The organism is Dorea sp. AM10-31 (genome assembly GCF_003435815.1).
Lineage (GTDB): Bacteria > Bacillota > Clostridia > Lachnospirales > Lachnospiraceae > Dorea_D > Dorea_D hominis.
The window spans coordinates 279812-292839 of record NZ_QTUV01000003.1; the positions used below are offsets into that span (position 1 = coordinate 279812).

The following is a 13028-nucleotide window of genomic DNA, read 5'->3' on the forward strand; positions in this document are numbered from 1 at the left end:
AAGATGGAGATAGAGAGTATTAAGCAAAAAGTGCTGGAAGATGTAGATCCGGTCATGAAGAAGAAAAAAGCAAAAGAACGCCGGAAACAACGACTGATCGTGATAATGCAGTTCCTGCTCGTTTTTGTTGTTATCATAGGTCTATTCCATTTTTTTATGGGGATATCGACAGTTGACGGAGAATCGATGTATCCGACACTGCATGACAAGAATGTAGTTATTTATGAGAGACATAACAGCGAATACAAAGCCGGAGACATCGTGGCGCTCGATATGCCGAACGGGGATGTATATGTGAAGAGAGTGATTGCTGTAGCAGGGGATACCGTTAATATTGACCGTGAAAAGATCTATGTCAACGGAGAAGAAGTTACGACACCGCAGGCAGTCGGTAAGACGGAAGCAAAGTCTGATAAGATCACCTACCCGCTGACGGTAGAAGATAAGCAGGTTTTTGTGCTCGGTGATAACCGAGAGGTTTCCAGGGATTCCAGAGAAATTGGCACTGTGAAGATAAAAAACATCAAGGGAAAGATCAGATGGTCTATAGGAATCTTTTAAAAAATATGCTATGCTGACGAATAGGATAAGTATCCGAACAGATAAGAGTACAATGAGAGAATGAGGATGAAAAAATGGGATATACAGAACTTACGGAACAATTTGAACGCCGTGAGAAGATGAGAGGCACCGCTTTGACAATATTAGGCGGTGTCTTTTGGGGGCTTGCAGGAGTTTTTGGAAAATATTCATTTGAACACAGAGGGATGACACCACAGTGGCTGGTAAATGTGCGCCTGATCATTGCGGGATTGATCCTTCTGTCCACAGTAGTTGCAAAACAGAAAAAAGATACTTTCCGCATATGGAAGAATCCAAGACATGTGATCCGGATGATGTTGTATGGTATGATCGGTATTGCGGCCTGCCAGATGACATATTATATGGCAGTAGATGATTCAAATGCAGGTATCGCAACAGTATTGCAGTATGTGGCACCGGTTATCATCATGCTGTACACATCGCTTGTCAACCGGAAATTGCCGGAAGTATCAGAGCGTATTGCACTGGTTCTTGCATTTGGCGGAGTCATACTGATCGCAACGCACGGAGATCTGACACAGCTTACAGTGTCCAAAACAACTTTGTTTCTTGGACTTGCATCTGCGCTTGCGACCGTATTTTATAATCTGCTTCCGGGTAATCTGATGAGCGAATATGGAACATTTGCGATCGTTGGCTGGGGTATGTTAATCAGCGGAATCGGACTGATTCCAATTGTAAGACCGTGGACAATCACGGCGCAGATTATATGGGACTGGCAGACATTTTTGTGTGTAATGGTCGTAATCATCATGGGAACCGTGCTTTCTTTCGGATGCTACATGGAAGGGCTGCGTCTGATCGGCGGAACAAGGGCGAGTCTATTTGCATCGGTAGAACCACTGACAGCAACACTTGCATCCGTATTATTTATGGGCGTTTCCTTTGAATTCATGGATCTTTTAGGATTTGCAGGAATCATCGGTGCAGTTATTATTCTTTCACTTCCGGGGAAGAAGAAAAATTAGCCAGCAGCTTTTTTATATGCGTGTATCGTTTCTCTGGTATCGGAATAGAGACCCCATTGGTAAGTGTAAAGGAGAACCGCTGGATACTGGCGACGTAAGTCAGGTTCACCAGATAACTTTCGTGACAGCGGATCAGTTCCGGTTCACAGCGTTTGCATAGAGCGGACAGACGCTCAACACATTCAAATGTCTGCGTCGAAGTGTGCAGCAGAGTATGAGAACCACAGGATTCTACATACAGAATCAGATCCGGTTTCAGATAAATCATGGAGCGGTCTTTTCCATGAAAAGTAACTCTTCTGCGCTTTATCTGCCCGGATAGACCCATGGATTTATAGGTTTCAGCATAATGAACAGGATAGATAGTATCCCGCGGATCATAGGCCATCGCATTGGAAATGTGGCAAAGCCGGATGCGTGGGATATTATTTTGCATAGCCCATAGCATAGAAATTCTTTGATGGACGCGATTTGAACTGCCATCTGGCCAGAAAGTATCCAACTGAAAAGTAAGAAGCACATCCAGAGTAGAAGGACTGCCTGTGTCGAGCGGATAGACAACGAGATTTGAAACAGTAAAACGCAGTTCATGTTTTTCTTTCTGAAATGCATCTATCAGATTATCTTTTCCGCGGATCATTTGATTATGCGCTGGTCCAAGCCACAGAATATCATCGTGGCAGTTTTCAAGGAATGACTGGATTTTGTTGTCATAATATTCTAATAAAATTGCAGCACTGCAAATGGTATATTTTTCAATATTCATAGAATTCCCTTCCCAAAATGCAGATTCCAGTTCATAAAAGGCAAGTGAAATTTTAAAGAAAACAAGTCGTTTTTTATATTTTATTGCAAGGGATGTAAAAATGCAATATTATTATACCAAGGAAACCAAAACAGGTAGCAATCTGCTGGTATTATATAAAGTGTCAGTAAAGGGATCTGCCCCGAAATAAGCATAAAAGCGGAAAATTAAAATTATATTTAAAAGAGAGTAAATTTAAAATAAGGTGAAAAATTAAGACAGAAAGAAGATGAAGTATTATGGAACATAAGTTATGGTTTATGGGAACATCCTATGTTCCGGGTGAAGCAAGAACTCTCATTGACAATCTGGAAGATTCTGCACACAGGGAAATGGCACGTGCGGAATTTTATTATTTTCGGGGAGAAAGTGAGAAGGCGGCAGAAATTTCCGAGAAGTATCTGCAGGATGAAGATCTTGTATTCAGAATGTCGGCATGTCTGATCTATATTTTTTCTGATTTTTCGGTAGGAGGAGTAGAGGCAGCAAAAGCAGGTGCACATGTTATGAAAGTGACGGCTGATGTGCTGCTTCATTCAGAAGATCGCAAAGAGAGAGCATATGCGGCATTTGCCGGAAGTGTGGCAAAAGTGCTGCTTCATATCGAAGACTGGGAAGCACCTCTGATCTTTGAATATCTAACAGATCTTCCAAAAGGATTGCGGTTATGGGGATGTTACTTTATCGCATATGATGCTTATCAGAAGGGAGAGTATGAGCGCTCCCGCGGAATCGTAGAGACAGGGCTTGCATTCAGCCCGCAGTTATATCCGGTTTCGTCTATATATCTTCACCTTGTGGCAGCGATGGACGCTGTCAGTATGAAGAAAACGAAAGAAGCCGAAGAGCATTTTCGGGCAGCATGGGAACTGGCAGAGCCGGATGGACTGCTGGAAGGAATCGGTGAACATCATGGACTTTTACAGGGGCTGGTGGAACAATATATAAAAGAAGAGTCGCCGGAAGAATTCGACCGGATATTCCGGATCATGGAACGTTTCAGTTACGGATGGCAGAAATGGCATGGCCTTAGAAGCAAAGGAGAAGGAGCAAAAGCAGTCGGCGGGAAACTCAGTGTACTTACGAAAGAAGAATTTGTAGTAGCTATGCTGGCAAACAGAGGCTGGATGAATGTGGAGATTGCCGAACATATGGGAATTGAACAGAATCAGCTTAACCGGACGCTAAAAGCGGTTTACAAAAAGCTGGGAATTGCCAATCGGCGGCAATTGAAGAAATATATGCTGCAGTGACATTTTATAGTAGTTAATCCGTTTCAAAGGGTATTACACGAAATTCGTGTGGTGCCCTTTCTTTTTGAACGCTTAAATTACAGAAAGATTGTACTGCAACACATATGCTCATCTGTTATAATGAAATAAGTTTAAGAGGTGATGCGAATGATAACATTAAACGATTATTTATATTCCGGAAATACAGTCTTTAAGATTTTACACAAATATATCGTAGATCTTAGAAAAGAAGCAAAACGTACCGGCAATGAGATCGATCTGATCCACAGTAATTTTCTGATCCAGATTCAGGAAATGCTGGAACACAACGACTTCCTGACAGCACAGTCACAGAAGATCCGTGAATTTTACAAATATATGGCAAAGGAATATCCGTTTCTTGCATTTACATTCAAAGGCAGGATCAAATCACTGCTCCGTGCGGAAGAGAAATTCAATGGTTATATCGTGGAATGTGTCTATGAATGTTACGAGAAATACGGGCGCTATCCGACCATTTCCGAATTAAAAGAAAAATTAAACTGTTTCCGTGATTTTATTGCATATCGGATCGTAGTTTCTCTTCCGAAATGCAACGTAAAAAATGAAGCAGAATGGGAGAAGGAAGAGATCGAGTATCTGTATCAGATTGCCAATGTGTTGCCGGGATTTCTGGAAGCACAGGGATTTTCGGCAGAGTCGGCAAGAGGCGTGCTGGAGAGTAAGTCAGAGCAGCTTCATGATAATGTCCGCCCGTATTACAGAGATTATATTTCTAATCATATTGAGAGTGGATACCAGTCTCTCCATATTACATTTTACGATAACAGTTCACGAAGCTATATGGAAGTGCAGCTTCGGACGAAGACAATGGACGATATTGCAGAGATTGGTGCGGCAAATCATAAGGCTTACGAGAAGAAGCAGGAGCAGGAGCGAACAAGGAGGAAAGTTATTCCGGAGGGCGAGAACCTGTATTTTGATGAAGCATATGAGCGTGGAAAACGGCTTGTTAATCTGGAGTTAAAAGACCTGGATGTCAATATGTTCGCAGCAGTGAACAACAGTCTGATTAACGACGGCTGTGGTCTGTACAGGGGACGTCAGATTCTGCCGTACGAGCATTTATCCAGATATCAGAATGACCTGATTGACTAGTTATCAGCGTGCGACGCATTTAATAAAAATAGTTTGACAACAGAATAATGTTGTACTAAATTATAAAAAACAATTGAACATACTAAACCAATGAAGCGGAGATCAAAGCATTCATGCGCGCACAGGTCATGCTGTGAATCAAGGTGGCACCGCGGGTGGTATAAGCCGGATATATATTTTTTTCCAATGCAGAACTCGTCCTTGACAGAAATTATTTTAGTTTCTGTCAAGGACTTTTTTTATTTATTTCTACCAGAGGACCAAAACAGGCGAGCCCGTTGTGCCTGCGGCACTTTTGCTTGAATAATTTTATGGTAAAAATAGATAAAAAAATAACAAAATGTTAAGAAAATCCATTGAAACTACATAAAGATTGTGCTACATTGAATTTGATAGAAAAAGCAAATGAAAGATTATATTTATAGAAAAACATTATAATACAAACACACCGAATAAAACAATATAAAGGCGGAACAGAGGGCACTTTGTTCTAACAATCTTTATAAGAATGATACCTTGTAATATAGATATCTACAGAGGAAAAGCGTATGTACGAACGAGAGAAAGCAATCATAATTACGAATAATGACCGCGTGTTTGAAGCATACAAAGATGAGATGCAAGTTATTTTAAAACAGACGTATGAAGAAGTTCTGATCGCAACGCGGGATATGGTTTATGACCGCCATATTCTGCTGACACATCCGCAGGCATCGAGCCTGAAACCGAATCAGACGCCATATCGGTCTGTAATTGTATACCCGGGAAGCGGGGAAGATGCGATGAAGGCAATCCTGCTGATTGAAAAATGTCTGGAAGTATACAGACGCTGGCAGGAGATAGCACCGTCCCCGGCTTCCTACCCCAAAAAAGTAGAGGATGATTTCAAGACCATTGATTTATCCATAGTTCAGAATGTTATGCCAAGGATCGTTTAGCGCAGCAGACAGTGCAGAGACGATAGCAAGGTATTTATAACAGAGATAAAAATAGCTTTAAAGTAAAGCAGAATGAGGAGGGAAGGAAGTATGAAACTGGAGTTAGGTAAAATTGAGATCAAGGATATCCGGTTTGGTGACAAGTCCTGCGTGGATGATCATGTGCTTTCTATCAATAAGGAAGAAGTAGAACGCCTTGTGTTGGAAGATGACAAATTGATTGGCTGCCATCTGGAACTTGCAAAACCGGGTGAGAAGACAAGAATCACGCCGGTAAAAGACGTAATCGAACCACGTGTAAAAGTCAGTGGCGGTGAGATTTTCCCAGGTGTGATCGGAAAAGTGTCTCCACAGGTTGGAAGTGGAAGAACACATGCATTATCCGGCTGCTGTGTTGTTACAGTGGGACGAATCGTAGGATTTCAGGAAGGTGTCATTGATATGAGCGGACCGGCAGCAGATTATTGTCCGTTTTCAAAGACGCTCAATGTGTGCGTGGTGATCGAACCAAAAGAAGGTCTGGAAACACATGTTTATGAGCGTGCGGGACGTATGGCAGGCCTCAAAGTTGCAACATATCTCGGCGAACTTGCAAGAAATATCGAACCGGACACACTGGAAGTGTATGAGACAAAGCCAATTCTGGAACAAGCACAGCAATACCCGGATCTTCCGAAGATCGGATATGTACATATGCTTCAGTCACAGGGATTGCTGCATGATACTTATTATTATGGAGTGGATGCAAAACAGATCGTACCGACATTTATGTATCCGACAGAGATCATGGATGGTGCAATCGTATCCGGTAACTGTGTGGCACCGTGTGATAAAGTAACCAGCTATCATCATCTGCACAATCCGGTTATTGAAGATTTATACAGACATCATGGAAAAGATCTCAATTTCATGGGCGTGATTCTGACGAATGAAAATGTATTTCTTGCGGATAAGGAACGTCATTCTGATATGGTTGCGAAGCTGTGTCAGTGGATGGGACTGGACGGAGTGCTGATCACAGAAGAAGGATATGGCAATCCGGATACAGATCTGATGATGAACTGCAAGAAAGTAGAAAGAGCCGGAACGAAAGTTTGCCTGATTACAGATGAGTTCCCAGGTAAGGATGGAAAATCTGCTTCTCTGGCAGATACCTGTGATGAAGCAACAGCACTTGCATCCTGTGGACAGGGTAATGCAACACTTCATTTCCCGGCAATGGATAAGGTAATCGGAACAACAGAATATATCGAGAGCCAGATCGGCGGCTGGGCAGGCTGTATGAACGAAGACGGTTCATTTGAAGCAGAACTGCAGATCATTATCGCATCTACAATTGCGAACGGCTACAACAAACTGGCAGCAAAAGGATACTAAAGGAGGGGTGAAACATGGCAGCATATCGAATTGTACATTATCTGAATCAGTTCTTCGGCGGTATCGGCGGAGAAGATAAAGCAGATTATGAACCGGAAGTACAAGAGAAGGTCATCGGACCGGGACTGGCACTGGCACAGGGACTCGGAGACGATTATGAGATCGTTGCGACTGTGATCTGTGGTGATAACTATTTTGGAGAGAATCTGGATGAAGCGACAGATACAATTGTAGAGATGGTGAAACGTTATCACCCGGACGTATTTGTTGCAGGACCGGCATTTAATGCGGGACGTTATGGAGTAGCATGCGGAACAATATGCAAGGCAGTGGAAGAAAGACTTGGCATTCCGGTTGTGTCCGGTATGTATAAGGAAAATCCGGGAACAGATATGTTCCGTCAGGATGTGATTCTCGTAGAGACAGGTAATTCTGCAGCAACAATGCGTAAAGCAGTACCGAAATTTGTGAATCTGATCCGTAAGCTTGCGGCAGGTGAAGAGATCCTTGGACCAGCAGAGGAAGGATATCTGGAGAGAGGAATCCGTGTTAATTATTTTGCGGATGAGAGAGGTTCTGAGAGAGGAATCCAGATGCTTCTTAAGAAGATTGCCGGAGAAGAATTTTCCACAGACCTTCCGATGCCGAAGTTCGACCGTGTTCCTCCGGCAGAAGCTATCAAGGATATGAGCAAGGCAACGATCGCCATTGTAACTTCTGGCGGTATCGTGCCACTTGACAATCCGGATCATATCGAATCATCCAATGCAACCAAATTTGGCTGGTATCCGATCGAGGGAATGGAAAAGATGTCAAAGGATGATTATACAACAATCCATGGTGGATATGACAGACAGTTTGTAATGGAAGATCCAAATCTCGTTATTCCACTGGATGTTCTCCGGAAGAAGGAAAAGGACGGAGAGATTGGTAAATTGTATCCGTATTTTGCAAGTACGACCGGAACTGGAACGGCTACCAATTCAGCAGCAAAATTCGGTACGGATATTGGTAAGAAGCTGGTAGAAGATCATGTAGATGCAGTTATTCTTGTAAGTACCTGAGGTACCTGTACACGTTGCGGTGCAACGATGGTAAAAGGCATTGAAGCATATGGTATCCCGGTGGTGCATGTGTGTACAGTAGTTCCGATTTCACGCACGATCGGTGCGAACCGAATTGTTCCGGCGATTGGAATCCCGTATCCGCTCGGTGATCCGACAGAAGGCGAAGCAGAATCTTATAAAATCAGGGATGCTTTGGTTGAGAAAGCTTTGCAAGCACTTCAGACACCAGTTACAGACCAGACAGTATTCGAAAATTAGTAATCAGATCTGGAAGAATAGAAGTAAAATTTATAAGACAATAACAAATTTATAGATACATGCCCCGTGAGAGACAAAAAGAAGAACCCTTCTTTTTGTCTCTCTTTGTGTATACGATGAGCCAAGTACAGATTTGTGCTTGCACAAGAATCTGTATTTGGCGAATGTACATCACCTGGCTGTTAAGCGAGCTGGTGTATGAAGTATTATGGCAGCGAGGAAGCCGTCTAAAAAAATATATTGACATATGAAAATAAGACACATATAATAAGTTAGCATACGAACAGTTAGTACACGAACTATTCAGAGACTAACTGTTACGTAGAAATTAAAATGTGTGACCAGGAAGAGATATCAGAGCATATAATCAGGTCTGTACATAGATTACAAGGAGGAATCAAATATGCAGGATTCAGATCAGAAAATCAAAGAGATGCATATGGGAAGGCTGATCCATATACTTTCTCATCAGATGAAACGGCACAATTGTGGGACGCCATTTGATGATACGGAAGAACTCACGGCAATGCAGAGACACGTGCTCAAATTTATTTTGCTGGAATCTGAGCACAAGGATATTTACCAGAAAGATGTGGAAGAAGAATTCTGTATCCGCAAGTCTACAGCAACCGGAATACTGAAATTAATGGAAGAGCATGGATTTATCACGCGTGAAGCGGTAGAGTCTGATGCCCGGCTGAAACGGATAGTTCCGACAGGGAAGGCTGAAAAAGTGCACAAATTTATTATGGAGCACATTCACCAGACCGAAGCAATGCTGGTCGCAGGTATTTCTGAAGAAGATGTACTGACATGCAAGAAGGTTATGTATCTCATGTATCGGAACCTTGCCGAAGGAGAAAAGGCGGCAAAAGAAGAAACAGCAAAAAAGAAAGCAGATAAATAAGAAAACAGCTAAACAATAAAAAGTTATGAGATAGAAAAATGAAAAGGAGGAGATAACGATGAACAAAACATTGTTGAAATCTGTCAGAGAATACAAAAAGCAGTCTGTCATGGCACCTCTTCTTGTAGTTCTGGAAGTTTTTATGGAAGTTTTGATCCCGCTTGAGATGGCAAAGATCATTGATGTGGGAATCGCACAGGGAGATATGAATTACATCATACAGAGAGGAGTTATCCTGGTGGTCATGGCAATGCTGGCATTGTTTTTTGGTGTGCAGGCAGGAAATATGGCAGCTGTTGCCGGAGCCGGATATGCGAAGAATCTGCGTCATGATATTTTCTATAAGATACAGGAATTTTCGTTCCATAATATCGATCATTTCTCCACATCCGGACTGGTTACACGTATGACAACAGATATTACGAACGTGCAGATGGCGTATATGATGAGCATTCGTCTGTTAGCAAGAGCGCCGATCATGGTGATCTTATCGTGGGTGATGACACTTCTTCTGAATAAGAAAGCAGCGTTACTGTTTCTGATCGTAGTGCCGGTGCTTGGCGGAACACTGATATTTATTGCAAAAAAAGCACATCCGCATTTTATCAAAGTATTTGATGAGTACGATGTGTTAAATAATTCCGTGCAGGAAAATGTAAATGCATCCCGTGTGGTAAAGGCATTTGTAAGAGAAGACTATGAAGTGAAGAAATTTCACGGCATTTCCCAGTATGTGTATAATCTGTTCACAAAGGCAGAGAAGATTGTTGCGTGGAACTCACCGGTAATGCAGTTCGTCATGTATACAGTTGTTATCCTGCTTGTTCTGATCGGTGGAAAGAGTATTATCGGTGGTCAGATGGAGACAGGAGAACTGACCAGTATTATTGTATACGCATTGCAGATCATTGGTGCACTGATGATGGTTACATTTGTATTTGTTATGATCATGATTGCGCAGGCATCCACAGACCGTATTACAGAGGTGCTGGAAGAAGTACCGGAGATGCAGGATAAGGAAAATGCAGTAAAGACGGTAGACAATGGCGAGATTGTTTTCAATCATGTGAATTTCAGCTATGCCGGAGAAGGCGGAAATCTGTCGCTGAAAGATATAAATCTTCATATTAAATCCGGTCAGACGATCGGTATCATCGGAGGAACCGGAAGTGCGAAGTCTACACTTGTTCAGCTCATTCCAAGACTTTATGATGTCACAGGCGGACAGGTAAAAGTCGGTGGCGTGGATGTCAGAGATTATGATCTGAAAGTGTTGCGTGACCAGGTGTCCATGGTACTTCAGAAAAATGTATTATTTACCGGGACGATATACGACAACATCCGCTGGGGTGATAAAGATGCAAGCGAAGAGGAAGTAAAAAGAGTATGCCGTCTTGCACAGGCAGACGGATTTGTACAGGAATTTCCGGACGGATATAATACGCAGATCGTGCAGGGCGGTAACAATGTATCCGGTGGACAGAAACAGCGTCTCTGTATTGCAAGAGCATTGCTGAAGAAGCCGAAAATCCTTATTCTGGACGATTCAACGAGCGCAGTAGATACAAAGACGGATGCGCTGATCCGTAAAGCATTCCGGGAAGAGATTCCGGATACGACGAAAATCATTATCGCACAGCGTATTTCTTCTATAGAAGATGCAGATCAGATCATCGTGCTGGATGACGGTAAGGTGATGGGTGTCGGAACATCGGAAGAGTTGCTGAAGACAAATGATATTTATCGGGAAGTTTATGAGTCACAGGTGAAAGGAGGCGGCGAAGATGAATAAGAAAAAGAGAATTTCTAAAAATGATATCAAGACAGCAAAGCGGCTTCTGAAATATGTGACAGAAACTTATAAATTCCGATTTGTGCTTGTATTTATCTGTATTCTGATCAGTTCGGTAGCAAGTATTTCCGTTTCACTGTCGTTGAAATTTATGCTGGATGATTATATTATTCCGTTGATCGGGCAGCAGAATCCGAATTACACAGAACTGTATCAGGCACTTGGTGTGCTGGCATGCATTTTCATCGCCGGAGTGCTGGCGACATTCACATACACAAGATTGATGGTTTATATCGGTCAGGGCGTGTTAAAACGTGTCCGTGACGATATGTTTGAACATATGCAGACACTGCCGATCCGCTATTTTGACGAGCGTACCAATGGTTCCATCATGAGTCTTTACACAAATGATACAGATGCGTTAAGGCAGATGATCAGCCAGGCAATCCCGCAGGCGTTGATGTCTCTGTTTACGATCATCGTAACTTTCATTTCCATGCTTGTGTTAAGTCCGATCCTGACAGTTCTTGCATTTGTTGTGATTGGAATTATGATGAAGGTGACAGGAAAAATCGGTGGAAACAGTGGAAAATATTTTGTGAAACAGCAGAATTCACTTGCGGATGTAACAGGATTTGTAGAAGAACGGATGAACGGACAGCGCGTTGTCAAAGTGTTCAACCATGAACGAATTTCTGAACAGGAATTTGATGAGCTGAATGAAGCGTTGTTCAAGAGTGCTTCCCAGGCAAATAAATTTGCAAATATGATGGGACCGGTTATCGGAAATATCGGTAACTTACAGTTTGTACTGACGGCAGTTCTTGGCGGTTTCCTCTCTGTAGCAGGGGTCGGAGGAATTACGCTTGGCGTTATGGCATCATATCTCCAGTTTACGAAGAGCTTTACACAGCCGTTCATGCAGGTGGCGCAGCAGTTTAACTCGATTGTTATGGCGCTTGCCGGTGCAGAACGTATCTTTGCATTGATTGATGAAGAACCGGAGAAGGACGAGGGTTATGTCACACTGGTCAATGCGAAGAAAGATGCAGATGGAAATATTACTGAGTGCAAAGAGAGAACCGGTATGTGGGCATGGAAACATCCGCACAGCGCAGATGGAAGTGTGACATATACAGAGCTGACCGGAGATGTCCGCTTTGAAGATGTAACGTTTGGATACAAAGATGATAAAGTAATTCTGCATGACATCAGTCTATTTGCAAAACCGGGACAGAAATTGGCATTTGTCGGATCGACCGGAGCAGGTAAGACAACAATCACAAACCTGATCAACCGTTTCTACGATATTCAGGAAGGCAAAATCCGCTATGACGGAATCAATATTGACAAGATCAAAAAGGATGATCTGAGACGGTCTCTTGGAATTGTACTGCAAGATACGCATTTATTTACCGGAACAATCATGGACAATATTCGTTATGGTAATCTGAATGCGACTGACGAGCAGGTATACGAGGCGGCGAAACTGGCGCATGCAGATCAGTTTATTAAAATGCTGCCGCACGGCTACCAGACATTGTTAAGCGGAGACGGTGAGGAACTCTCACAGGGACAGAGACAGCTTCTGTCGATTGCAAGAGCTGCCGTTGCCAATCCGCCGGTACTGATCCTGGATGAAGCGACTTCTAGCATTGATACACGTACAGAGAGTATCGTACAGAAGGGAATGGATAACCTGATGAAAGGACGTACCGTATTTGTGATCGCACATCGGCTCTCTACGATCCGTAACAGTAACGCGATCATTGTTCTGGAGCACGGTAAGATCATCGAGAGAGGTGATCACGAAGATCTCATTAAGAACAAGGGCACGTACTACCAGCTCTATACCGGAAAATTGGAATTATCATAAATAAAAGCAAACCTCCTGCCAGAATCATGAACTCTGGCAGGAGGTTT

At 42.8% G+C, this 13028-nt stretch carries 11 protein-coding genes; 10 read left to right on the top strand and 1 reads right to left on the bottom strand.

From position 1 onward, the window contains the following. Positions 1–3: 3 nt before the first annotated feature. Together lepB and DW125_RS07530 are read left to right on the top strand one after the other, a co-directional pair. On the top strand, positions 4–561 hold the full coding sequence (lepB, locus tag DW125_RS07525) for a signal peptidase I (protein ID WP_117537715.1): 558 nt from the start codon (positions 4–6) through the stop codon (positions 559–561). Between the two features lie 74 nt (positions 562–635). Continuing rightward, positions 636–1571, top strand: coding sequence for a DMT family transporter (locus DW125_RS07530; RefSeq protein ID WP_117537716.1), 936 nt, complete (start codon positions 636–638; stop codon positions 1569–1571). On the opposite strand, the gene DW125_RS07535 is transcribed toward DW125_RS07530, so the two are convergent. Next, positions 1537–2337 (bottom strand): LytTR family DNA-binding domain-containing protein, encoded by an 801-nt coding sequence (locus tag DW125_RS07535; RefSeq protein ID WP_117537717.1) that lies wholly within the window; start codon positions 2335–2337, stop codon positions 1537–1539. The genes DW125_RS07530 and DW125_RS07535 overlap by 35 nt on opposite strands. A 278-nt stretch (positions 2338–2615) precedes the next feature. On the opposite strand from DW125_RS07535, the gene DW125_RS07540 reads away from it, so the two are divergent. The 8 genes from DW125_RS07540 (at position 2616) to DW125_RS07575 (ending at position 12981) form a co-directional block, all read left to right on the top strand. Further along, a complete protein-coding gene (locus tag DW125_RS07540) occupies positions 2616–3629 on the top strand; it encodes a hypothetical protein (protein ID WP_117537718.1) in 1014 nt (337 codons plus the stop codon). 147 nt (positions 3630–3776) lie between these two features. Further along, positions 3777–4766, top strand: a complete 990-nt coding sequence (locus DW125_RS07545; RefSeq protein ID WP_021861499.1) for a relA/SpoT domain protein — start codon at positions 3777–3779, stop codon at positions 4764–4766. 548 nt (positions 4767–5314) lie between these two features. Next, positions 5315–5704, top strand: coding sequence for a GrdX family protein (locus DW125_RS07550; protein WP_021861500.1), 390 nt, complete (start codon positions 5315–5317; stop codon positions 5702–5704). A 90-nt stretch (positions 5705–5794) separates the two neighbouring features. Beyond that, the gene (gene grdG, locus DW125_RS07555) at positions 5795–7081 is read left to right on the top strand and encodes a sarcosine reductase complex component B subunit alpha (protein ID WP_117537719.1); all 1287 of its coding nucleotides are present in this window, start codon (positions 5795–5797) and stop codon (positions 7079–7081) included. Positions 7082–7095: 14 nt separating this feature from the next. After that, positions 7096–8406, top strand: a complete 1311-nt coding sequence (gene grdF, locus DW125_RS07560; RefSeq protein ID WP_117537720.1) for a sarcosine reductase complex component B subunit beta — start codon at positions 7096–7098, stop codon at positions 8404–8406. Between the two features lie 403 nt (positions 8407–8809). Continuing rightward, a complete protein-coding gene (locus DW125_RS07565) occupies positions 8810–9313 on the top strand; it encodes a MarR family winged helix-turn-helix transcriptional regulator (protein WP_117537721.1) in 504 nt (167 codons plus the stop codon). Positions 9314–9371: 58 nt separating this feature from the next. Further along, positions 9372–11105 carry an ABC transporter ATP-binding protein gene (locus DW125_RS07570; protein ID WP_117537722.1) on the top strand — a complete coding sequence of 578 codons (1734 nt, stop codon included), beginning with the start codon at positions 9372–9374 and terminating at the stop codon, positions 11103–11105. Next, positions 11098–12981: an ABC transporter ATP-binding protein gene (locus DW125_RS07575; protein WP_117537723.1), complete on the top strand. Its 1884-nt coding sequence runs from the start codon at positions 11098–11100 to the stop codon at positions 12979–12981. Before DW125_RS07570 ends, DW125_RS07575 begins: the two co-directional genes overlap by 8 nt. The last annotated feature ends 47 nt before the right edge of the window (positions 12982–13028 follow it).

Bases quoted from the DNA above. Each gene is read 5' to 3' on its own strand.
- DW125_RS07530 (WP_117537716.1), top strand. From the start codon at position 636: ATGGGATATACAGAACTTACGGAACAATTTGAACGCCGTGAGAAGATG.
- DW125_RS07570 (WP_117537722.1), top strand. From the start codon at position 9,372: ATGAACAAAACATTGTTGAAATCTGTCAGAGAATACAAAAAGCAGTCT.
- lepB (WP_117537715.1), top strand. From the start codon at position 4: ATGGAGATAGAGAGTATTAAGCAAAAAGTGCTGGAAGATGTAGATCCG.
- DW125_RS07545 (WP_021861499.1), top strand. From the start codon at position 3,777: ATGATAACATTAAACGATTATTTATATTCCGGAAATACAGTCTTTAAG.
- DW125_RS07550 (WP_021861500.1), top strand. From the start codon at position 5,315: ATGTACGAACGAGAGAAAGCAATCATAATTACGAATAATGACCGCGTG.
- DW125_RS07575 (WP_117537723.1), top strand. From the start codon at position 11,098: ATGAATAAGAAAAAGAGAATTTCTAAAAATGATATCAAGACAGCAAAG.
- DW125_RS07540 (WP_117537718.1), top strand. From the start codon at position 2,616: ATGGAACATAAGTTATGGTTTATGGGAACATCCTATGTTCCGGGTGAA.
- grdG (WP_117537719.1), top strand. From the start codon at position 5,795: ATGAAACTGGAGTTAGGTAAAATTGAGATCAAGGATATCCGGTTTGGT.
- DW125_RS07565 (WP_117537721.1), top strand. From the start codon at position 8,810: ATGCAGGATTCAGATCAGAAAATCAAAGAGATGCATATGGGAAGGCTG.
- DW125_RS07535 (WP_117537717.1), bottom strand. From the start codon at position 2,337: ATGAATATTGAAAAATATACCATTTGCAGTGCTGCAATTTTATTAGAA.